The organism is Achromobacter sp. Marseille-Q4954 (genome assembly GCF_943737025.1).
Classification (GTDB): Bacteria; Pseudomonadota; Gammaproteobacteria; order Burkholderiales; family Burkholderiaceae_B; genus Achromobacter; species Achromobacter bronchisepticus_A.
Genome location: NZ_CALSFQ010000001.1, coordinates 2172671 through 2193186 on the forward strand (window position 1 = coordinate 2172671; position 20516 = coordinate 2193186).

19 protein-coding genes and 1 riboswitch are annotated in these 20516 nt (G+C 67.2%); of the genes, 8 read left to right on the plus strand and 11 right to left on the minus strand.

Annotated elements, in window-relative coordinates:
* Positions 1-10: 10 nt before the first annotated feature.
* Positions 11-1111, minus strand: a complete 1101-nt coding sequence (locus NGK62_RS10200) for a tRNA nucleotidyltransferase/poly(A) polymerase-related protein (RefSeq protein ID WP_251878245.1) — start codon at positions 1109-1111, stop codon at positions 11-13.
* Positions 1108-3258, minus strand: coding sequence for a lytic transglycosylase domain-containing protein (locus NGK62_RS10205; RefSeq protein ID WP_059374139.1), 2151 nt, complete (start codon positions 3256-3258; stop codon positions 1108-1110). The genes NGK62_RS10200 and NGK62_RS10205 overlap by 4 nt, the downstream gene beginning before the upstream one ends.
* A gap of 115 nt (positions 3259-3373) precedes the next feature.
* On the opposite strand from NGK62_RS10205, the gene NGK62_RS10210 reads away from it, so the two are divergent.
* The 7 genes from NGK62_RS10210 to NGK62_RS10240 all read left to right on the plus strand — a co-directional run bounded on the left by NGK62_RS10210 (position 3374) and on the right by NGK62_RS10240 (position 10880).
* Complete coding sequence (locus tag NGK62_RS10210) at positions 3374-4048, plus strand: 5-formyltetrahydrofolate cyclo-ligase (RefSeq protein WP_059374138.1); 675 nt, start codon at positions 3374-3376, stop codon at positions 4046-4048.
* A 418-nt stretch (positions 4049-4466) separates the two neighbouring features.
* Positions 4467-5900, plus strand: coding sequence for a circularly permuted type 2 ATP-grasp protein (locus tag NGK62_RS10215; RefSeq protein WP_251878246.1), 1434 nt, complete (start codon positions 4467-4469; stop codon positions 5898-5900).
* A gap of 2 nt (positions 5901-5902) precedes the next feature.
* Positions 5903-6874, plus strand: coding sequence for an alpha-E domain-containing protein (locus tag NGK62_RS10220; RefSeq protein ID WP_059374137.1), 972 nt, complete (start codon positions 5903-5905; stop codon positions 6872-6874).
* Positions 6875-6887: 13 nt separating this feature from the next.
* On the plus strand, positions 6888-7691 hold the full coding sequence (locus tag NGK62_RS10225; RefSeq protein ID WP_118933255.1) for a transglutaminase family protein: 804 nt from the start codon (positions 6888-6890) through the stop codon (positions 7689-7691).
* A 55-nt stretch (positions 7692-7746) separates the two neighbouring features.
* Complete coding sequence (locus NGK62_RS10230; RefSeq protein ID WP_059374135.1) at positions 7747-8610, plus strand: proteasome-type protease; 864 nt, start codon at positions 7747-7749, stop codon at positions 8608-8610.
* Between the two features lie 345 nt (positions 8611-8955).
* The gene (locus NGK62_RS10235) at positions 8956-9750 is read left to right on the plus strand and encodes a DUF3800 domain-containing protein (RefSeq protein WP_251878247.1); all 795 of its coding nucleotides are present in this window, start codon (positions 8956-8958) and stop codon (positions 9748-9750) included.
* Positions 9751-9881: 131 nt separating this feature from the next.
* Complete coding sequence (locus NGK62_RS10240) at positions 9882-10880, plus strand: tripartite tricarboxylate transporter substrate-binding protein (RefSeq protein ID WP_118933257.1); 999 nt, start codon at positions 9882-9884, stop codon at positions 10878-10880.
* Between the two features lie 76 nt (positions 10881-10956).
* Here NGK62_RS10240 and metF read toward each other — a convergent pair whose 3' ends face one another.
* The 9 genes from metF to NGK62_RS10285 all read right to left on the minus strand — a co-directional run bounded on the left by metF (position 10957) and on the right by NGK62_RS10285 (position 19444).
* A complete protein-coding gene (metF, locus tag NGK62_RS10245; protein WP_059374132.1) occupies positions 10957-11805 on the minus strand; it encodes a methylenetetrahydrofolate reductase [NAD(P)H] in 849 nt (282 codons plus the stop codon).
* A complete protein-coding gene (locus NGK62_RS10250) occupies positions 11805-12140 on the minus strand; it encodes a phage holin family protein (protein ID WP_006389784.1) in 336 nt (111 codons plus the stop codon). The genes metF and NGK62_RS10250 overlap by 1 nt, the downstream gene beginning before the upstream one ends.
* 120 nt (positions 12141-12260) lie before the next feature.
* Complete coding sequence (gene ahcY / locus NGK62_RS10255; protein ID WP_059374131.1) at positions 12261-13679, minus strand: adenosylhomocysteinase; 1419 nt, start codon at positions 13677-13679, stop codon at positions 12261-12263.
* A gap of 100 nt (positions 13680-13779) precedes the next feature.
* A riboswitch (S-adenosyl-L-homocysteine riboswitch) is annotated at positions 13780-13915 on the minus strand.
* Positions 13916-13950: 35 nt separating this feature from the next.
* Entirely contained in the window at positions 13951-15057 is a 1107-nt protein-coding gene (locus tag NGK62_RS10260) for a glycosyltransferase family 4 protein (protein WP_118933263.1), read from the minus strand.
* Between the two features lie 78 nt (positions 15058-15135).
* Complete coding sequence (locus NGK62_RS10265) at positions 15136-15372, minus strand: DUF1289 domain-containing protein (RefSeq protein ID WP_054457003.1); 237 nt, start codon at positions 15370-15372, stop codon at positions 15136-15138.
* A 105-nt stretch (positions 15373-15477) separates the two neighbouring features.
* Positions 15478-16368, minus strand: a complete 891-nt coding sequence (locus NGK62_RS10270; RefSeq protein ID WP_059374130.1) for an alpha/beta fold hydrolase — start codon at positions 16366-16368, stop codon at positions 15478-15480.
* Positions 16365-17012, minus strand: coding sequence for a 3-isopropylmalate dehydratase small subunit (gene leuD, locus NGK62_RS10275; RefSeq protein ID WP_251878248.1), 648 nt, complete (start codon positions 17010-17012; stop codon positions 16365-16367). Before leuD ends, NGK62_RS10270 begins: the two co-directional genes overlap by 4 nt.
* The gene (gene leuC / locus NGK62_RS10280; RefSeq protein WP_251878249.1) at positions 17009-18430 is read right to left on the minus strand and encodes a 3-isopropylmalate dehydratase large subunit; all 1422 of its coding nucleotides are present in this window, start codon (positions 18428-18430) and stop codon (positions 17009-17011) included. The genes leuD and leuC overlap by 4 nt, the downstream gene beginning before the upstream one ends.
* Before the next feature lie 36 nt (positions 18431-18466).
* Positions 18467-19444, minus strand: coding sequence for a tripartite tricarboxylate transporter substrate binding protein (locus NGK62_RS10285; RefSeq protein ID WP_251878250.1), 978 nt, complete (start codon positions 19442-19444; stop codon positions 18467-18469).
* 126 nt (positions 19445-19570) lie between these two features.
* On the opposite strand from NGK62_RS10285, the gene NGK62_RS10290 reads away from it, so the two are divergent.
* Positions 19571-20494 (plus strand): LysR family transcriptional regulator, encoded by a 924-nt coding sequence (locus NGK62_RS10290; protein ID WP_118933261.1) that lies wholly within the window; start codon positions 19571-19573, stop codon positions 20492-20494.
* Positions 20495-20516 lie beyond the last annotated feature (22 nt).

Consider the following 20516-nt stretch of genomic DNA (forward strand, 5'->3'; position numbering starts at 1 on the left):
GATAGCGGAATCACTGCGCCCGCAGGCGCTCCAGGCGCGCGGCGCGCACCTGCTCCTTGATGCGCGCCGGCTCTCCGGCGCAAGCTTTGGCGATGGCCCCGGCATCCACGCCGCGTACGATCGCCACGCGCGACTGCCAGGCCGCGCGGTCCACGGAACGCAGCACGGCAGCCGTGTCCAGCAAATCCAGAAAACGTTCCGGCTTGCGCAGCGCATCGGCGCGCTCCATCAGCGCCAGTTGCGCATCGGCAGCATCGCCACCCTGTTCCACGGCATCGAGGCCCGCCAGCACCTCCGGCAACAGCCGTGCGTAATCGTTGCATTCGGTAGGCACGCGCAGACGACGGCCCATGGCATCGCGTTCGGGCGTCAGCCGGCACAGCAAGGCATAGCGCCCCGGCAGCGACAGGCCCTGCGAGGCCGCGCGATCCACATCGACCGCAGTCTGTTCCACGCCTTGCAGCTCGGGCATCACGCGGGCCAGCGCGCCGCATTGCTGCAATATGCCCAGCATGCGCGACGGCGCCGCCGCCATCAGGCCGCGCGACAATTCCTTCCAGACCCGTTCGGCCACCAGCGCGTCAGCCTCGCCGGCCTCGACCATGCTGCGGCACAGCGCCAGGGTCTCGGGCGCCACGGAAAAATCGGCAAAGCGCGCCGCGAAGCGGGCCAGCCGCAGGATGCGTACCGGATCCTCTTCGAAGGCCTCGCCAACATGACGGAAGATGCGGTCGCGCACGTCGGCGGCGCCGCCCAGGGGATCGACCAGCTCGCCATCCTGCCTCTGCGCGATGGCGTTGACGGTGAGGTCGCGGCGGCGCAGATCCTCTTCCAGCGTGACGTCGGCGCCGGTATAGAACGTGAAGCCCTTGTAGCCACGCCCCGACTTGCGTTCGGTGCGCGCCAGCGCGTATTCCTCTTTGCTGCGCGGATGCAGAAACACGGGGAAGTCGCCGCCGACCGGCACGAAGCCGCGGCGCGCCATGTCCTCGGGCGTGGCGCCGACCACGACCCAGTCGTGGTCGCCGGGCGGCAGGCCGAGCAGTGCATCGCGCACCGCTCCGCCCACGATATAGACCTGCAGGCCGTCCGTGGCCGGATCCCGCGTCATGGGATCGAGGTGCTTTCCGCGCCCAGCGGCACGATGTTGCCCAGGCGTTCCTTCAGGGACTGGGACTGGCCGGTGAACATGGCTGCGTAATACACCGAGTTGGACATCACGTTCTTCACGTAGGTACGCGTCTCGTTGAACGGGATGGTTTCGGCGAAGATCGCGCCTTCCACCGGATGCGTAAAGGTCGAGCGCCAGTTATGCGGACGGCGCGGGCCGGCGTTATAGCCTGCGCTGGCCAGCATCTGCGAACCATTCAGGTCGCGCAGCACCATGTTGAGGTAGTTGGTGCCGAGTTCGGTGTTGGTGTCGAAGTCGTTGACACTGTCGGGCGTGAAATTGCTCATGCCGATCTTGCCCGCGACCCACTTGGCCGTGGCCGGCATCAGCTGCATCAGGCCGGAGGCGCCGACGTGCGAGCGCGCATCCATGATGAAACGCGATTCCTGGCGGATCAGGCCATAGACCCAGGCCGGATCCAGCGCGATGGCGTTGGCCTTGGCGGTGACGCGGCCCTCGAAGGGCGCGATGAAGCGCTGGCTGAAGTCGAACTCTTTTTCCGTGCGGTCGGAGGTGTTGACCACGCGGTCGTAGATGTTTTCGGCACGCGCCAGTTCGGCGGCGGCCATCAGTTGGCGGTCGCTCATGCCGCGCAGCGTGAAGTTCCATTCCGGCACGGCTTCGGCGCGCCAGCCCAGGCGGAACAGCTGGATCGCACGGCGCAGGCCGGGATTGGCGCGGGCCTCGGTGATTTCCTGGTCGCTGAGGGGCGCGGGGCGCGGCGGCACGGTGATGCGGCGGCCCAGTTCCTCGGCGGCCAGTTGGCCGTAGAAGTCGAAGCGGTCGGCAATGCTGGCGTACGCGGTGGCGGCCTGTTCCTTGTTGCCGCGCGCGGCCTGGCCACGGGCCTTCCAGTAGATCCAGGACGAGTCGGCCTGCTGCGAGGCGGGCATCTGGTCGATGGATTCGATGACCCATTTCCAGTCGATCTTGGGCTGGCGCAAGGCGGCCCGCACCTTCCAGGCGGCGTTGTACTCCGTCATGCGGATGTGGCCGGCCTCGTGGTACCAGTCGTCCGCACGGCTGTCGAGATTCAGCGCGGCGACCAGCGCGTACTGGCCGCGCACCCAGGCCAGGTTCGACTTGGCCATGGACTTGGACCAGTCCCCGGACTTGCCCCATTCGCGGCGCAAGTAGGAGTCGGCCACGCTGACGTCCGAACGCGCCAGGCGCGCCAAGGCGATGGTCACCAGTTCCTTCTCGTTGCGGCCCACTGGCTGACGGCTCTGGCGCGTCAGCCACTTCATGGGATCCTTCATGAGCAGGTCATAGGTTTTCAGGTCGCCCGGCTCGAACATGTACTGCGCGAACTTGCGCGCATCGGCCGTCTTGTTGGCTTCGATGGCGTCGCGCAACTGGGGCTCCAATTGCTCCCAGCCCATGATGCCGTCGGCAACCAATTGGTCGTACAGCGCCCAGCAGGCGCCGCCGGGCGCGAACACGGCCGCGGCCTGCGCCGCCGTGGCGCGCTGCCCGGTCATGTGCTTGGCATCGAGGATGGCGCACTCGATCTGCGCATTGCTGTTCTTCACGGGCGCCAGCTTGCGCACGGTTTCGAAGTCCCCGCTGCGGGCCGCGGCCAGCAGCCAGTCGCCGCGCAGGCGGTCGGCCAGGTAGGCGTCGGAATTGCCGCTGATGAACTTCTGCAGGTCGGCGGTGGGCCGGCCGGTGGCGGGCGGGGTCCACAACTGGTAGCGCAGCAGCCAGTATTCGGGATACATGCCCAGCGGATCCGGCTTGGCCTGCGGCACCAGCGCGCCCAGCACGGACCACTGCTTGCGGTTCATGGCTTCGCGCGCGGCGACCACGGCGGCCAGCGCGGGGGTCTGGGACGTCGGCGGCAGGCCGGCCAGCACCGCGGGCGGAACGGAAATGGCGGGTTGCGCAGCCTGGACGGCTGGCTGAGGCTGGGGCTGGGTGTTGACCGATGCGCTGCGCTGCTGCGCATCCACGGGCGCACAGGCCGCGGTAAACAGCGCCAGCAGCGGCAACCAGCGGCGCAGGCCAGGAGCGGCTTCGGCGGCGGCGGCGGACCCGGATTTCCGCGCGGTTTTCTGATACCGTCCGGGTTGCAGAGTCTGTGTCATGCCCTGTCCCTCATACACTGGCCTTGCCGTACGCCAGCATGCCGGAAATCCACATGTTCGTCCGCATGCGTCCGCACATTCGCCATCATTTGTCCATCCCTCTTACAGCCACCGCATGACTACGCAAAATACTCCAGAGGATACCGCAGTACCGCTACGCGCGCGATTGCGGAAACTGCGCGCCGAACTGCCGGAAGACCAGCGTAGCCGCGGCGGCCTGCTCATGCGCGCGCGCCTGTTCACCTGGCTGAATGTGGCGCGCGACGAAGCCGTGCGCGCGGGCCGTCCCGCGCCCGCCACCGTGGCCGCTTTCTGGCCCATGGCCGACGAGCCCGACCTGCGCCCGCTGCTCGAGCAATGGGTCGAAAACGGCGTAGCCGTGGCGCTGCCCGTGGTGCGCGAACGCAACGCCCCGCTGGCCTTCCTGCCCTGGACGCCGGACGCCGAATTGCGCGCCGGCCCCTATGGCATCCAGGAACCCGTCGCCGGCGCTGAACTGCTGCCCGACGTGGTGCTGGTGCCCACCCTGGGCTATACCGAACAGGGCGATCGCCTGGGCTACGGCGGCGGCTACTACGACCGCACCCTGGCCGCGCTGCGCGACCGCGGCCATCCGTTCATCGCCATCGGCATCGCCTGGAGCTGCGGCGAACTGGACGCCGGCTATGAACCCGCCAGCCACGACTTCCCGCTGGACGCGGTGCTGACCCAGGACGGCTGGGTGCCCCAGGCGCCGCTGGAACAAGGCGGCACCGGCGGCACCACGCTGCACAGCTTCCGCATGAACTGACGCACCAGCTTTGCCCCACCGGTTTGCACCAAAACGGTGCACGGCCTATCATAGAGACTGCCGCCGGGCCTAGCCCAGACCCCGGCCGCAGCACGCGGCGCCCGCGCACTTCCGCGCGCTTTCTTCGGCAGCGCCGCCCCGCCCGTTCCCCTGGCCAGGCATTTCCGCGCCAGCCCCGCTGACCCCGTTCCACCCGCCAGGCCCGGCCAATCCGCGCCCGGCGCCCACGCCATCCCCTGGCCTCAGCCGCCGCGGCGATGGCGCAGCAACGCCCTTCGGAGGATATTGGTCCTCAGGGGCGCCCCCGCGCGTGCCGGCCAGGCTGGCATGCGGGTTGCTTAATCCCTAGCAACCGGCCGGATATCGGCCGGACGGCGGCCGCGCGCAGACCGGCCGCCGGCACTGTACCGGAGGAGCCATGAAGGACAGATCACCCCGTCCCGCCGCCTATGACGAAATGCGCGACAGCGCCGGCGGCATACGCTCCCACTACCAGGCTTTCGAGCGCTGGCATGACGAGCAGTCCGCGCAGGCCATGGCCGCGCGCCGCCTGGAAGCGGACCTGAGTTTCCGCCGGGTCGGCATCACGTTCTCGGTGGCGGGCGACGCGGCCGGCACCGAACGCCTGATCCCCTTCGACCTGATCCCGCGCGTCATTCCCGCCGCCGAATGGCGTCTGCTGGAAGCCGGCCTGAAGCAGCGGGTACGCGCGCTCAACATGTTCATCCACGACATCTATCACGGGCACGACATCGTGCGCGCGGACGTGGTGCCCGCCGAGCAGGTGTTCCTGAACGCCCAGTACCGCCCCGAGATGCAGGACGTGGACGTGGCGGAGGACATCTACTGCCACATCGCCGGTGTGGACATCGTGCGCGCCGGCGCGGGCGAGTTCTACGTGCTGGAAGACAATCTGCGGGTGCCATCCGGCGTGTCCTACATGCTGGAGAACCGCAAGATGTCGATGCGGCTGATGCCCGACGCCTTCAGCCGCATCAAGGTGGAGCCGGTGGCGCACTACCCTGACCTGCTGCTGGACAACCTGCGCGAAGTCGCGCCGCACGGCGGCGACGATCCCACCGTGGTGGTGCTGACGCCCGGCATGTACAACTCGGCCTACTTCGAACACGCCTTCCTGGCGCAGCAGATGGGCGTGGAGCTGGTGGAGGGCCAGGACCTGTTCGTCGAACAGAACACCGTCTACATGCGCACCACGCAGGGACCCCGCAAGGTGGACGTGATCTACCGCCGCCTGGACGACGACTTCCTCGATCCGCTGTCGTTTCGCGCCGATTCCGCACTGGGCGTACCGGGCCTGCTGTCGGTGTACCGCGCCGGCCGCGTCACGCTGGCCAACGCCATCGGCACCGGCATCGCCGACGACAAGTCCACCTATCTGTACGTGCCGGACATGATCCGCTTCTATCTGGGCGAGGAGCCGATACTGTCCAACGTCCCCACCTGGCGCTGCAACCGGCCGGACGAGCTGTCACATGTGCTGGCCCACATGCACGAACTGGTGGTGAAGGAAGTCCACGGCTCCGGCGGCTACGGCATGCTGGTGGGGCCGTCGGCCTCGCGCGCCGAGGTCGAGGCCTTCAAGGACCGCGTGCGCGCCAACCCCGCCAACTACATCGCGCAGCCCACGCTGGCGCTGTCCACCGTGCCGACCTACGTGGAATCGGGCGTGGCGCCGCGCCACGTGGACCTGCGGCCCTACGTGCTGTGCGGCAAGGACATCCGCACCGTGCCGGGCGGCCTGTGCCGGGTGGCGCTGACCGAGGGCTCGCTGGTGGTCAACAGCAGCCAGGGCGGCGGCACCAAGGACACCTGGGTGCTGGAGGAGGACTGAACATGCTGAGCCGAACCGCAGACAATCTGTTCTGGATGTGCCGCTACACCGAACGCGCCGAGAACACCGCCCGCATGCTGGACGTGAACCTGCAGATGTCGCTGTTGCCGCAGGACGCGCAGCGGCGCGAAGGCTCGTGGCTGGCCGTGCTGCGCATCTCCGAGCTGCAAGGCCTGTACCAGAGCAAGTACGCCGCCATCTCGCCGCACGACGTGCTGCAGTACATGGTGCGCGATCCCGAGAACCCCTCGTCCATCTATTCCTGCATGCGCGCCGCCCGCGAGAACGCGCGCGCGGTGCGCGGCAGCCTCACCACCGAGGTCTGGGAAACCTACAACACCACCTGGCTGGAACTGCTCAAGCACCTGCATACGGGTTTGCTGGAGCGCAATCCGGGCGAGTTCTTCGAATGGGTCAAGTTCCGTTCGCACCTGGCGCGCGGCGTCACCATCGGCACCATGCTGGAGGACGAGGCCCTGTACTTCCTGCGTATCGGCATGCACCTGGAACGCGCCGACAACACCGCCCGCATGCTGGACGTGAAGTTCCATGAACGCGGCGCCAACGGCCATGACGGCCGAACTGAGCCCGCCGGCGCGGCCGCGCTGCAGAGCGAGTTCTACCGCTGGTCGGCGTTGCTCAGCTCGGTGTCGGGCCTGGAGATCTACCGCAAGGTGTACCGCGACGTCATCACCCCCGACCGCGTGGCCGAGCTGCTGATCCTGCACGGCGACATGCCGCGCTCGCTGCTGGCCTCGATGCGCGCGGTGGCCGACGACCTGGCGCGCGTTTCCAACCAGCGCTCGACCGAAACCGAAAGGCGCGCCGGCATGCTGTGCGCGGAACTGCAATACGGCCGCGTCGAGGACATCCTGGCCAGCGGCCTGCACCAGTACCTGGAGCACTTCCTCGACCGCATCAACGATCTGGGCAACCGGATCAGCCAGGACTTCCTGGTGCCGCTGTCGGCCTAGGCAGGAGAGCAGAATGAAACAGATCATCACCCACGTCACTCACTATCGCTATACCGCCCCGGTCACCTACAGCATCCAGACCTTGCGCCTGACCCCGCGCGACGACGAACACCAGCGCGTGCTGCGCTGGCACATCGAAGCGCCCGGCGACCTGGACAAGCAGGTGGACGCCTACGGCAACATCACGCACACGCTGACGCTCAACCAGCCCCATACCGACATCGAGCTGCGCGTGGTCGGACAGGTGCTGGTGGCGCCGCTGGAACGCGGCCTGCTGGGCAGCGAGGACAGCCGCCTGCCGGTGCACGCCTATTGCGTGCAAACGCCGCTGACCCAGGCCGACGACACCGTCATGGCCTTCGTGCGCGAGGCGCTGCCTGGCGGCCTGCATACGCCGGACGACATCCTGGCCCTGGCCACGGCGGTCAGCGATCGCGTCGCCTACGAGCCCGGCACCACCGACGTCACCACCGCGGCCAACCAGGTGCTGGCCATGGGCCACGGCGTCTGCCAGGACCACGCCCACCTCTTTCTGGCCTGCGTGCGCGGCCTGGGCGTGCCCGCGCGCTACGTCAGCGGCTACCTGTACACCACCGCCGAACACGCGGCCAGCCACGCCTGGGCCGACGTCTGGCTGCCCGACGTGGGCTGGACCAGCGTCGACATCACCAACCGCCAGTTCGCCTCGGACTGCCACTGCCGGCTGGCGGTGGCGCGGGACTATGACTCGGCCTCGCCGGTGCGCGGCGTGCGCAACGGCGGCGGCCAGGAATCCATGGAGGTCAGCGTGCAGGTCCAGTCCAGCGCCCAGCAGTAACATCCCGCCGGCCTCGCCGCAATACAATGCGGCGTGGTTTTCCCTATTTCTGATCATGACCTACTGCGTCGCAGCCCGCCTTGATTCCGGCCTGGTGTTCCTGGCCGACTCCCGCACCAATGCCGGAGTCGACCAGATCAGCGTCTTCCGCAAAATGACCGTGTTCGAACGCCCGGGCGACCGCGTCATGGTGCTGATGAGTTCCGGCAACCTGGCGGTCAGCCAGGCGGTGCTGAACGCCCTGGCGCGCCAACACGACGAAGACGGCGAAACCGTCTGGAACGCCCCCGACATGTTCGAGGCGACCCGCCGCGTCGGCGCGGCGGTGCGCAGCGTCTACCACCACGAAGCCCCGGCCCTGCGCGAGCAGGGCGTGGACTTCAACGTCAACCTGATCTTCGGCGGCCAGATCGGCACCGAGCGCTGCCGCCTGTTCCAGGTGTATTCGGCGGGCAACTTCATCGAAGCCGGCCAGGAATGCCCGTACTTCCAGATCGGCGAGGCCAAGTACGGCAAGCCCATCCTGGACCGCGTGCTGCGCCCCGACACCTCGCTGGACGAAGCCGCCAAGTGCGCCCTGATCTCCATGGATTCCACGCTGCGGTCGAACATCTCGGTGGGCCTGCCGCTGGACCTGCTGGTCTACGACACGCACTCGCTGCGCGTCACGCACTTCGCCAGCATCGACGAGCACAACGAATACTTCCGCATGATCCGCGGCACCTGGGGCGAACGCCTGCGCCAGGTCTTCGCCGAGATCCCGGACCCGCTCTGGACCAATCCCGACTCGCCCGATTCGCTGGTCCCTCCCAGCCGCGTGCACCAGCCGCTGCGTGCGGAGCCGGTGGATGCGCCCGTGTCGAACTATTCGGCGCCGCAGGTGCTGGCGGAAGATCCGGGGAAGGATCAGGCGAACTAGGGACCGTTGCCGACAGGAACACGCCGAGTCTCCCAGGCTGAAACCCGGGATTCCGTCTGATACCGCAAGTTCCCGCGCACATTTGCGTGTTCCGGACGCCTTGATCCCTTGTGGCACGACCGGAATCGGCATAGAGTTTCTTCAACGTATATGCACGCCATATGCCCACCTTCCGAGGCCCGCGCAATTCACTGCTGCGGGCTTTCGTGTTCTTGTGCGGCATGATCGTTGCCACGATGAATTTGAGTGCGATCTTTCCATTCACTGAAGGAAAATCGACCGTCTCCCGCGCCCTACACTGCTTCGATTCGCATACAAGCCATGTATCGGGCAAAGGGTTACGTCATGCATTACGTCATGTACCTGGACGAGTTCGGCCACATCGGACCCTTCGTCTCCCGTGATCATGGCAAACACCGGACGAGCCCGGTATTCGGATTCGGCGGGTTGGTTTTGCCTGTGGAAACCGTGCGCGAATTCGCCATCTACTTCTACAAACTGAAATGCCATCTATTGAAGTTCGAACTGGAACGGCAAGACCAACCTGCGTACCGCTGGGAAAAGAAAGGCGCACCACTCTATACCGTCCGGAATGTTGAAAAGTACCAGCAGTTGCGGACCGCAACGGGGCGTTTGCTGAACCGGATCAGACAAATCGGCGGACACGTGATCTACAGCGGTGAGCAAAAGACAACAGACGCGACATCGCATCAACCCGCAGAGATCTTCAAGCAGCAATTGCTACGCATAGTCCGACGCGCGGATCGGTTTTTCTCGGCAAGACAGGCCACCTTCATGCTTTTGATCGACGAACAACAGGCGGGCAGCCGGTGGCGCGAAATGAATGTCGAAGCCTGCACGCTGGCGATGTTCGAAGATGCCACCGACCGATGCAGAACGCTGGTCGAGCCGCTGATTCAAGGTGAAAGCCACCTGTTCCAGACCCTTCAATGCGCTGACTGGATCTGCAGCCTGGTGGGCCGGCTGTGCGCCTTCCAGGTGGCGTCCGCGCAGTACCGAGACTGGGAGATTTTTCACCGTTACTTTCATGACCGCCTGCAACCCGCAGCCCTCCCGTGCAGCGGACTCGGTTCGCAGGACGAGCAGGAAAATCCCCCGCTCATATCGCCTTCCGCGTAAACCCTCCTTTCCAGCAGCCGAAACCCGGCTTGCGGAACCGCGAATTCTCATCCGGGCGCTGTCGCGCCACACTGGTGTCCGGCCGTCATGCTTTGCCTTGGGGGCCCCGACAACACCACAAGGAGCGAGACATGCCCCCTATCTACGCGCGCGCGCTCAAGCGCGCAGCCTGGCCCGTGCTGGCCCTGTCCTGCCTGGTCTCTGGCACCGCCGGCGCGCAAGGCGCCTATCCCAACCATCCCATTTCGCTGGTCGTGCCGTTCGCAGCGGGCGGGCCGACCGATGTGGTGGCGCGCAGCCTGGGCGCGTCCATGTCCAAGACGCTGGGCCAAAGCATCATCATCGAGAACCGCACGGGCGCCGGCGGCACGCTGGCGTCGCAGCACGTGGCGCGCGCCGCGCCCGATGGCTACACCTTCCTGATACACCATAACGGCATGGCCACCGCGCCAGCGCTGTACCGCAAGCTGTCGTTCAACCCGCTGACGGACTTCGCCTATGTCGGCCAGGTGGCCGACGTTCCCATGACGCTGCTGGGCCGCAAGGACCTGCCCGCGGACGGCATGAAGGACTTCATCAAGTACGCCAAGGAGAACGGCAACAAGATCAACCTGGCCAACGCCGGACTGGGCGCGGTGTCGCAGCTCTGCGGCATGCTGCTGCAGGAATCGCTGGGCGTGCAGTTCACCACCGTGCCCTATGCCGGCACGGCGCCGGCGATGACCGCCCTGCTGGGCGGGCAGGTGGACGTGCTGTGCGATCAGACCACCCAGACCATTCCGCAGATCAAGGCCGACCGCGTGAAGCTGTACGGCGTCACCACGCTGGACCGCATCAAGACGCTGCCCGATGCGCCGACCCTGCAGGAGAATGGCCTGAAGGGCTTCGAGGTCAAGGTGTGGCATGGCGTCTACGCGCCCAAGGGCACGCCGCCGGAAGCCGTCGCCAAGTTCAACGAAGCGTTGCGCGCCGCGCTGAAGGACCCCGCCTTCACGCAGAAGATGGCGGAACTGGGCGCCGAGATCGTGCCGGAATCCAAGCAGACCCCGCAGGGCCTGCAGACCTGGCTGCAATCCGAGGTCGACAAATGGGGCGGCATCATCCGCAAGGCGGGGGTGTACGCCGACTGACGGCGCACACCGGGCGCGCGGCCAAAGAAAAGCCCACCCTCTCGGGTGGGCTTGGCCTTTATGGCGGGGCAGCCTGTTACGCCTGCACCGCTAGTTCCTTCCACACCGCCAGCGGCGCTTCCGCGTGGTTCAAGGTGTAGAAATGCAGGCCCGGCGCGCCGTTGTCCAGCAGCGTCTGGCACAGCTCGGTGACCACGTCCACGCCGAAGGCGCGGATGGAGGCCTTGTCGTCGCCGAACTCGGCCAGGCGCAGACGGATCCAGCGCGGCACTTCCGCGCCGCACATTTCCGAGAAGCGCAGCAGCTGCGTGTGGTTCGTGATGGGCATGATGCCCGGCACGATAGGCACGTTCACGCCCTTGGCCTGGGCCCGGTCGACGAAGTCGAAGTAAGCGTCGGCGTTGAAGAAGTATTGCGTGATGGCTGCGTCGGCGCCAGCTTTGACCTTGTTCACGAAATGGTCCAGGTCGGCCGAGGGATTGGCTGCCTGGGGGTGCATTTCGGGATAGGCCGCGACTTCGATGTGGAACCAGTCGCCCGTTTCCTCGCGGATGAACGACACCAGCTCGTTGGCGTAACGCAGTTCGCCCGCATCGCCGCCCATGCCCGAGGGCAGGTCGCCGCGCAGGGCCACCACGCGCCGCACACCGTCGTTCTTGTAGGCCTGGAGGATGTCCCGCAGATCCTGGCGGGTGGCGCCGACGCACGAAAGGTGCGGCGCCGCCTCGCAACCCAGGTTGCGCAGCGTGCGCACGGCGTCCGCCGTGCCGGCGCGGGTGGAACCGCCCGCGCCGAAGGTCACGCTGACGTACTTGGGCTGGATGGCCAGCATCTGCTTGGCCGCGCGCACCATCCGTTCCTGGCCGGCCAGGTCGCGCGGCGGGAAGAATTCCAGACTGAAAGCGGGAGTAGTCGAATCAGACATTAGGGGATCAGCTTCGTGAGCAGGCCAGAGATGATGCTGTACAGGATCGCACCGCCCACGGCCCACCAGAACCCGTTGACCTGGAAGCCCTTCAGCACGGAGCCGACGAACCAGAACAACAAGGCGTTGATGACGATGAGGAAGAGACCGAGAGTGACGATCGTGATCGGCAGCGTCAGCAGCACCAGCACCGGCTTGACCAGCATGTTCACCAGACCCAGCACCAGCGCGGCGATGAGCGCCGATCCGAAGCTGGCCACGGTGATGCCGGGCAGCAGGTAGGCCACGGCCAGCAAGGCCACCGCGTTCAGGATCCAGACGAGTATCAATGCCATGTTCGATCTCCTGTTGTGAGCCCGCCGGCCCTGCCGCGGCGATACGTTCGCGACAGGGGTCCCGCAGACCGGAAAGCCCGCGCCGACATGGCGCGGCACTTGCCTATTTTGCTACAACCATCAATAGCGGTAGTGCTCGGGCTTGTACGGGCCTTGCACCGGCACGTTGATGTAGTCGGCCTGATCCTGGCGCAGGGTCGTGAGCTTCACGCCCAGCTTCTTCAGGTGCAGGCGGGCGACCTTCTCGTCCAGGTGCTTGGGCAGCACGTAGACCTGGCCCGACGTGTAGGCTTCGTTGCGCGTGAACAGCTCGATCTGGGCGATGGTCTGGTTGGCGAACGAGGACGACATCACGAACGAGGGGTGGCCGGTGGCGCAACCCAGGTTCACCAGGCGGCCCTGGGCCAGCAGGATGATGCGCTTGCCGTCCGGGAAGATGACGTGGTCGACTTGCGGCTTGATCTCTTCCCACTTGCAGTCGGCCAGGCTGGCGACGTCGATTTCGTTGTCGAAGTGGCCGATGTTGCACACGATGGCCTGGTCCTTCATGGCGTTCATGTGCTCACGCGTGATGACGTGGTAGTTGCCGGTGGCGGTGACGAAGATGTCGCCGTGGGCGGCGGCTTCTTCCATGGTCACGACCTTGAAGCCTTCCATGGCGGCCTGCAGGGCGCAGATCGGATCGACTTCGGTGACCCAGACCTGGGCGCGCAGCGCGACCAGCGCCTGGGCGCAGCCCTTGCCGACGTCGCCGTAGCCGGCCACGACGGCAACCTTGCCAGCGACCATCACGTCGGTGGCGCGCTTGATGCCGTCGACCAGCGATTCACGGCAGCCATACAGGTTGTCGAACTTGGACTTGGTGACCGAGTCGTTGACGTTGATGGCGGCAAAGGCCAGCTCGCCCTTTTGCGACATCTGGTACAGGCGATGCACGCCGGTGGTGGTTTCTTCCGTCACGCCCTTGATCAGGGCCAGGCGGGTCGAATACCACTTGGGATCGCGCTTGAGGGTTTCCTTGATGGCGGCGAACAGGATGCGCTCTTCGTCGCTGCCCGGGTTGGCCAGCACCGAGATGTCCTTCTCGGCCTTGGTGCCCAGGTGCAGCATCAAGGTGGCGTCGCCGCCATCGTCGAGGATCATGTTGGCGTTTTCGCCATTGGGCCATTCGAAGATCTTGTGGGTGTACTGCCAGTACTCTTCCAGCGTTTCGCCCTTGACGGCGAAGACCGGGGTGCCCGACGCGGCGATGGCGGCGGCGGCGTGGTCCTGCGTCGAGAAGATGTTGCACGAGGCCCAGCGCACTTCGGCGCCCAGCGCCACCAGCGTTTCGATCAGCACGCCGGTCTGGATGGTCATGTGCAGGCTGCCGGCGATGCGCGCGCCCTTGAGCGGCTGCTTGGCGGCGAATTCCTCGCGGATGGCCATCAGGCCGGGCATTTCGGTTTCGGCGATGGCGAGTTCGCGGCGGCCCCAGCCGGCCAGCGACATGTCGGCGACGAGGTAGTCGGAAAAGGATTTATCGGTCACAGCGTTCATGGTGTGTAGGCTCCACGTGAAATACGAACGGCGCAGGATATGGCCGGACAACGCGAAGGCACCACGAAGGTCGAGTGCTCGCCTTTCCCGCCATATGCGACAAAGGTGAGCGCCGTTGCTGTAGCGCCGCGCAAGGCGCGCCGCTTGAACAAGGATTCCTGAGCCTGGCGAGCCTGGTCCCGCTTGCCGTGCCGGCTGGCGGGAACCGCAGGGTCGTCGCAACGCTCCTCAGGATTGCCGGGCATTGTACCCGGGAACCGTCCGCCAAGGATCAAACCCCTGGCTCCCTGGCGGGCATTTCGCCGCCAGGCCGCCGCGCAAGCACGGCCCCTTCGGGCACGCACGACGCCTGCGCATGCTCCGCGCCGCGGGCGCTCCCGTCCAGCGGCACCAGTGCAGCCAGCAGGGTCGCGGCCACCGAGTCCCAGCTGCGCGTCAGGGCGTGTTCGCGCACCGCATGGCGGTCCAGCGACAGGGCCGAGCGGCAGGCATGGGCCAGGTCTTCGTCCAGGAAACCGGTGACGCCCTGGGTCACCACCGCCAGCGGCGCTTCGCTGCGGAAAGCGGCGACCGGCGTGCCGCAGGCCATGGCCTCCAGCATGACCAGGCCAAAGGTGTCAGTCAGGCTGGGGAAAACGAAGGCGTCGGCCGACCCGTAGAGCGCCGGCAGCGCTTCGTCGTGCCGCATGCCCAGGAAAATCGCGCCGGGAAAGCGCTTCTTCAGCCGCGCCTCATCCGGCCCCGCCCCCACCACCACCTTGCTGCCCGGCAGGTCCAGCGACAGGAAGGCGTCCAGATTCTTCTCGCGCGCCACACGGCCCACGCTCAGGAATACGGGACGGGGCAGGTCCGGGAAGGCCTGGCCTGCCCCCGGCTGGAACTTGCGCGGGTCCACCCCGCGCGACCAGATTTGCAGGTTCCCCAGGCCGCGCCGCGCCAGCACGTCTCGCACCGTGGGCGTAGGCACCAGCACCCGTTGCGAGGGCCGGTGGAACCAGCGCAGATAACGCCAGGGCAAGGCCGCCGGGATGCCCATGCGCGCCTGCAGGTAGTCCGGGAACATGGTGTGGAACGACGTCGTGAAGCGCCAGCCCCGCGCCAGCGCCATACGGCGCGCGGCCAGGCCCAGCGGGCCTTCGGTGGCGATGTGCAGGGCGTCGGGCACGATGTCGCCCAGGATGCGGCGCAATTGCCGGCCGGGCTGCAGACACAGCCGCAGGTCGGGCTCGGAGGGCGCCGGCACGGTGCGGCTGCCCTGCGGGTTCACCACGATCAGCTCGTGGCCCCATTCTCCAAGGATCTGCTGCATGGTCGTCCAGGTGCGGACGACGCCATTGACTTGCGGATGCCAGGCATCCGTGACCAGGACGATGCGCATGATGGAGCCGGAAGTGGGCAATAGCGCGATTTAGCCCGCGCCATGTGACATGCCCAAGACGGCCTGCGCGGCCGCCGGCTAGTTGTTGCGGCGCGGATACCCTTGCGCCGTGATGCGCACCCAGACTTCGCGCTTTTCCTCTTCCGTCATGAACACCCAGTTGGCGACTTCCATGGCGGTGCGGCCGCAGCCGCGGCAAATGTCGTCAAACAACGTGGAGCAGACGGCCACGCAGGGCGAATCCGAAGCCTTGAAGGCGCGTTGCGCGTCTTCGGCGTCGGGGAGTTTGGAGAGGTCGACGTGGTGCTGATTCATCGGGCGTAGGTTAACACCCGGAGTGCGTCCCCTTTTGGATGGCCCTATGCCCCGCCCGGACTTGAATACCTGCCCGCGCGCACGGTGCTACACGCGGGCAGCCCTCTATTCGCGCCAGCCGAAAAACTCCCTGGCCTGCGCCAGCAGCGCGTCCGGACATTCTTCCGCCAGATAGTGCGCGCCCGGCAACGGACCGCCGGATACCTCGTCCGCGATCGCGCGCCATAGCGCCAGCACGTCGAAGTTGCGGCCCACGGCGCCGCGCTCGCCCCACAGCGCACGCAATGGCAGGCGCAGGCGTTCGCCGGCCTCCCGGCCGGCGCGGTCGTGCTCCAGGTCCAGCGTGGCGGAAGCGCGGTAGTCCTCGCAGATGCCCGTGGCCCAGCCGGGCAGTTGCGCCGCGCGTTCGTACTCGGCCATGGCCTCGGCGGAAAAGTGCGCCAGTCCGCCGGGCCGTCCGCCCATCACGGAACGCAGGTAGAACACCGGGTCGCGCTCGATCATGGTTTCGGGCAGCGGCGCCGGCTGGATCAGCCAGAACCAGTGGTAATAGGCCTGGGCGAAGGCGCGCGTGGTGCCTTCATACATGTCCAGCGTGGGCGCGATGTCCAGCAGCATCATGCGGCTGACGGCGGCGGGATGGTCCAGCGCCAGCCGGTGCGCCACGCGCGCGCCGCGGTCGTGCGCCAGCACCTCGAAGCGCTGGTGGCCCAAGGCGCGCATCAAATCGATCATGTCGGCCGCCATCGCCCGCTTGGAATAGGCCGCGTGGTCCGGCGACGCGGCCGGCTTGTCGCTATCGCCGTAGCCGCGCAGGTCCGCCGCCACGCACGTGCGGTGGCGCGTCAGTTCCGGCCAGACGCGGTGCCAGATGGCGTGCGTCTGGGGATGGCCATGCAGCAGCAGCAGCGGCGGGCCGGCGCCGTCGACGCGGGCTGCGATGTCGATGCCGTTGGCCGCGATGCGGCGCACGGGCAGGTCGAAGAATGCGGTCATATGGCCTCTTGGTTCAGGCGGTCGCGCACACGGCGCGCCAGATCTTTCATCCAGGGATGCCGCGCCCAATGGCCGGCCTCGAAACGCTCCACCTCGTCCAGCCGCTGCAATGATGCACCCACCATGTCCTGCCCCTGCGCGTACATGCGGCGGTGCCGTTCAGGCAGCGTGAACGCCGCCGTCCAGCCGTCCATGGCGGTGACGCGCCCGGCCGCCACATCGATGCCGACGCGGTTGGTGGCCGTATTGGACACCCTGGCAAGCAAGGCGTCGATCTCGGCCGGCGCCAGGCTGATCAGCAGCAGGCCGTTGTTCACCGCATTGAAGTAGAAGATCTCGCCGAAGCTGGGCGCGATCACCGCGCGGATGCCGAACTGCTGCAAGCCCCACACCGCATGCTCGCGGCTGGAGCCGCAGCCGAAGTTCGGCCCCGCCACCACGATGGACGCGCCGGCGTAGGCGGGCTGGTTCAACACGAAATCGGGCCTGGGCGCGCCGCCCGCGTCAAAGCGCAGGTCATGCAGCAGGCCACGGTCCAGCCCTGCCTTGTCGATGATGCGCAGGAACTGCTTGGGCATGATCTGGTCGGTGTCCAGATTGGAAAAAGGCAGCGGCGCGGCGATGCCCTCGATGATTGCGGTCATACGTGTTGCTCCCAGACGCGGACGTCGACGATGCGGCCGGCCAGCGCGGCGGCGGCGGCCATGGCCGGAGACATCAGGTGCGTGCGGCCCGCGCGCCCCTGCCGGCCTTCGAAATTGCGGTTGGTGGTGGAGGCGCAGCGCTCGCCCGGGCTGAGCACGTCGTCATTCATGGCCAGGCACATGGAACAGCCGGGCTGGCGCCATTCGAAGCCGGCCTCGATCAGTTGCGCCGCGATGCCCTCGGCCTCGGCCTGCGCGCGCACCGCGCCCGATCCGGGCACCACCATGGCCCGCACGCCGGCCGCCACCTTGCGGCCGCGCAACACGGCTGCCGCCGCGCGCAGATCCTCGATGCGTCCGTTGGTGCAGGAGCCGATGAACACGCGGTCTATCGGCACGCCGGCTATCGGCGTGCCCGGCGCGAGGCCGATGTAGTCCATGGCCTTCTCCAGCGCCAGGCGGGCCAGCGCGTCGGGCTCGGCCTGCGGGTCCGGCACCACGCCGTCCACCGGCATGGCCTGGTCCGGGCTGGTGCCCCAGGTGACGAAGGGCGCGATCGCGGCGGCATCCAGCACGTGCTCGGCGTCGAACGCGGCGTCCTCGTCCGAGCGCAGCGTGGCCCAATGGGCGCGCGCCTGCGCCAGCGCCTCGCCTTGCAGTTCGGGCGCATGCGCGGCGATGTAGGCCTCGGTGGTGGCGTCCGGCGCGATCAGCGCGGCGCGGGCGCCGGCTTCCACCGTCATGTTGCACAAGGTCATGCGGGCCTCGGCGGACAGCGCGGCGATGGCCTCGCCGCAGAACTCCACCGCATGCCCGCGCGCGCCTTGCGCGCCGATGCGGTGCACGACGCAGATCACCAGGTCCTTGGCGGTGACACCGGCCGGCAGCGCGCCGTCGACGCGGATGCGCATGTTGCGCGCCACCCGGTACGCCAGCGTCTGCGTGGCCAATATGTGTTCGACCTCGGACGTGCCGATGCCGAAGCCCAGCGCGCCCAGCGCGCCGTAGGTGGTGGTGTGGCTGTCGCCGCACAGCACCACCATGCCCGGCAGCACCATGCCATGCTCAGGCGCGATCACGTGCTCGATCCCTTGCAGCGGATCGGTGGTGTCGAACAACGCGATGCCCTGCGCGTCGCAGTTGCGCTTGAGGTTGAGCGCCTGGCGCGACGAAGCGTCGTCGGCGATCACGCGCAGCGCCGCCGGCACCGGATGCGTGGGGATGATGTGGTCCACCACCGCCATCTGCTGCCCGGGACGCAGCACGCCGCGCCCGCGCGCCGCCAGGCCGCTGAAGGCCTGCGGGCTGGTGTATTCGTTCATGATGTGCAGGTCGACGTAAAGCAGGATGTGCTCGTCGTCGATCCGGGCCACCTCATGGCTGGCCACCAGTTTGTCGTACAGCGTCTTGCCGGGCATGTCTTGCGTCCTTCGTAGTTGGGTCTTGCGGCCCGATCAGTTGGCCTGGATGCCGGCGTCCTTGACGATGCCGGCCCAGCGCGTCATCTCGGCGGCCACCATCGCGTCGGTCTTGGCGGGCGTGGAAATCAGCGGATCGAAGCCTTCGCGGCCCATGCGCTGCGCCAGCTCGGGCGAACGCAAGGCCTGTTCGAGCTTGGCGTTCAGCGTGTCGATCACGGCTTGCGGCGTGCCCGCGGGCGCGCTGATGACGAACCAGGTGTTGAACTCGTAGCCGGGCAGCCCGGACTCGGCAATGGTGGGCACGTCAGGCAAGAGCGGCGAACGCGTGGTGCCGGTCACGCCCAGCGCCTTGAGCTTCTTGCCGTCGACCTGCGGCTTGGCTGCGGACAGCACCGGAAAGCTCATCTGCACCTGGCCGCTGATGGTGTCCACCATGGCTGGGCCGCCGCCCTTGTAGGGCACGTGCAGGATCTGGGTCTTGGACACCGACTTGAACAGTTCCGCGGCCATGTGGAAGGTACTGCCCGTGCCTGCCGAACCGAAACTCAGGTCGTTGGCGGGCCGCGCGCGCACATAGGCCAGCAGCTCGCTCACATTGGCCACGGGCAACTGGTTGGTCACCGTCAGCACGTGCTGCGACGTCCCTATCGTGCCGACCGAACGCAGGTCCTTGGCCGTGTCGAACGGCATGTTCTGGAACAGCGCCGGGTTGATTGCCAGCGACATGGTATTGACGGCCAGCGTGTAGCCGTTGGGCTCGGCGCGCGCCACCGCGGCCATGCCGATGTTGCCGGAAGCGCCGGCGCGGTTCTCCACCACCACGCTCTGCCCCAGGGCGCGGCCCCAGGCATCCGAAATCAGGCGTGCGGCGATGTCCACGCTGCCGCCGGGCGCGAACGGCACGATGAGCGTCACGGCGCGCTGGGGAAAGGCGTCGGCGGCGGCCGGCTGGGTCCAACAGGATGCGGCAATGGCCGCGCATAGAACGCCGGCAGCTTTGTTGATCTTCATTCCTGGTCTCCTCGGTTGGCCGCGCCAGGCGGCTCTTTAGTGGTGAGGCCAGTGTATAAGCCGGTCCGGTTCTTATAATTACTTCTCCAGATAAAGCTTTATTAAATTAAGTTTATAAATAAGCGCATGGACGCCCTTTCCGATCTCGCCTTCTTCTCGCTGGTGGTCAAGCACGGCAACCTGTCCGCCGCCGCCCGCGAACTGGGCCTGACCCCGCCCGCGGTCAGTACGCGCCTGGCCAAGCTGGAGCAGCGCCTGGGTGTGCGGCTGCTGAACCGCACCACCCGCCGGGTCAGCGTCACGCAGGAAGGCGAGCTTTATCTGGCAGAAGGCGCACGCATCCTGACGGACCTGGAAGCGCTGGAACGTTCCGTATCGAGCGCCCGCGCCCGTCCCCAGGGGCTGCTGCGGCTGAATGCCACATTCGGCTTTGGCCGCGCCCACATCGTGCCCGCGGTGTCGGACTTCGCCCGCCAGTACCCGGAAGTGGAAGTCCAGATGCGCCTGACCGACAGGCCGCTGAACCTGATCGAAGAAGGCTTCGACGTGGCGGTGCGCTTTGGCGACCTGCCCGATGCGCGCCTGACCGCGCGCAAGATCGCGTCCAATCGGCGGCTGCTGTGCGCGTCGCCGCGCTACCTGGAAATCCATGGCGAGCCGCGCGCGCCGGGCGACCTGCAACGCCACCGCTGCATCGTGGTGCGCGAGAACGACGTGGCCTATGGCACCTGGCGGCTGGAATCGGGCCAGCGCGCGGAGACCGTGAAAGTGCGCGGCCCGCTCAGCTCCAACGATGGGCAAAGCGCCCTGGAATGGGCGCTGGACGGCCACGGCATCGTCATGCGTTCAGAATGGGAAACGGCCGAACACCTGCGCGCCGGCCGTCTGCGCGCGGTGCTGGCCGACTGGCGCACCCCGCCCGCGGACATCCATGCGCTGTATCCCGAACGCCTGAACCTGCCGGCCAAGACAATCGCCTTCGTGGAGTTCCTGTCGCAGCGCTTTGCCCGGCATCTGCGCGCACCAGGTTCGGACGACGCGGTCTGGTGAACCGGTCGCGTCCCGCTCCGGC

Coding starts and splice junctions, on each gene's coding strand:
- NGK62_RS10215 (WP_251878246.1), top strand. CDS start 4,467: ATGAAGGACAGATCACCCCGTCCCGCCGCCTATGACGAAATGCGCGAC.
- NGK62_RS10225 (WP_118933255.1), top strand. CDS start 6,888: ATGAAACAGATCATCACCCACGTCACTCACTATCGCTATACCGCCCCG.
- ahcY (WP_059374131.1), bottom strand. CDS start 13,679: ATGAACGCTGTGACCGATAAATCCTTTTCCGACTACCTCGTCGCCGAC.
- NGK62_RS10240 (WP_118933257.1), top strand. CDS start 9,882: ATGCCCCCTATCTACGCGCGCGCGCTCAAGCGCGCAGCCTGGCCCGTG.
- leuD (WP_251878248.1), bottom strand. CDS start 17,012: ATGACCGCAATCATCGAGGGCATCGCCGCGCCGCTGCCTTTTTCCAAT.
- NGK62_RS10230 (WP_059374135.1), top strand. CDS start 7,747: ATGACCTACTGCGTCGCAGCCCGCCTTGATTCCGGCCTGGTGTTCCTG.
- metF (WP_059374132.1), bottom strand. CDS start 11,805: ATGTCTGATTCGACTACTCCCGCTTTCAGTCTGGAATTCTTCCCGCCG.
- NGK62_RS10235 (WP_251878247.1), top strand. CDS start 8,956: ATGCATTACGTCATGTACCTGGACGAGTTCGGCCACATCGGACCCTTC.
- NGK62_RS10220 (WP_059374137.1), top strand. CDS start 5,903: ATGCTGAGCCGAACCGCAGACAATCTGTTCTGGATGTGCCGCTACACC.
- NGK62_RS10290 (WP_118933261.1), top strand. CDS start 19,571: ATGGACGCCCTTTCCGATCTCGCCTTCTTCTCGCTGGTGGTCAAGCAC.
- NGK62_RS10250 (WP_006389784.1), bottom strand. CDS start 12,140: ATGGCATTGATACTCGTCTGGATCCTGAACGCGGTGGCCTTGCTGGCC.
- NGK62_RS10265 (WP_054457003.1), bottom strand. CDS start 15,372: ATGAATCAGCACCACGTCGACCTCTCCAAACTCCCCGACGCCGAAGAC.
- NGK62_RS10285 (WP_251878250.1), bottom strand. CDS start 19,444: ATGAAGATCAACAAAGCTGCCGGCGTTCTATGCGCGGCCATTGCCGCA.
- NGK62_RS10205 (WP_059374139.1), bottom strand. CDS start 3,258: ATGACACAGACTCTGCAACCCGGACGGTATCAGAAAACCGCGCGGAAA.
- NGK62_RS10210 (WP_059374138.1), top strand. CDS start 3,374: ATGACTACGCAAAATACTCCAGAGGATACCGCAGTACCGCTACGCGCG.
- NGK62_RS10260 (WP_118933263.1), bottom strand. CDS start 15,057: ATGCGCATCGTCCTGGTCACGGATGCCTGGCATCCGCAAGTCAATGGC.
- leuC (WP_251878249.1), bottom strand. CDS start 18,430: ATGCCCGGCAAGACGCTGTACGACAAACTGGTGGCCAGCCATGAGGTG.
- NGK62_RS10200 (WP_251878245.1), bottom strand. CDS start 1,111: ATGACGCGGGATCCGGCCACGGACGGCCTGCAGGTCTATATCGTGGGC.
- NGK62_RS10270 (WP_059374130.1), bottom strand. CDS start 16,368: ATGACCGCATTCTTCGACCTGCCCGTGCGCCGCATCGCGGCCAACGGC.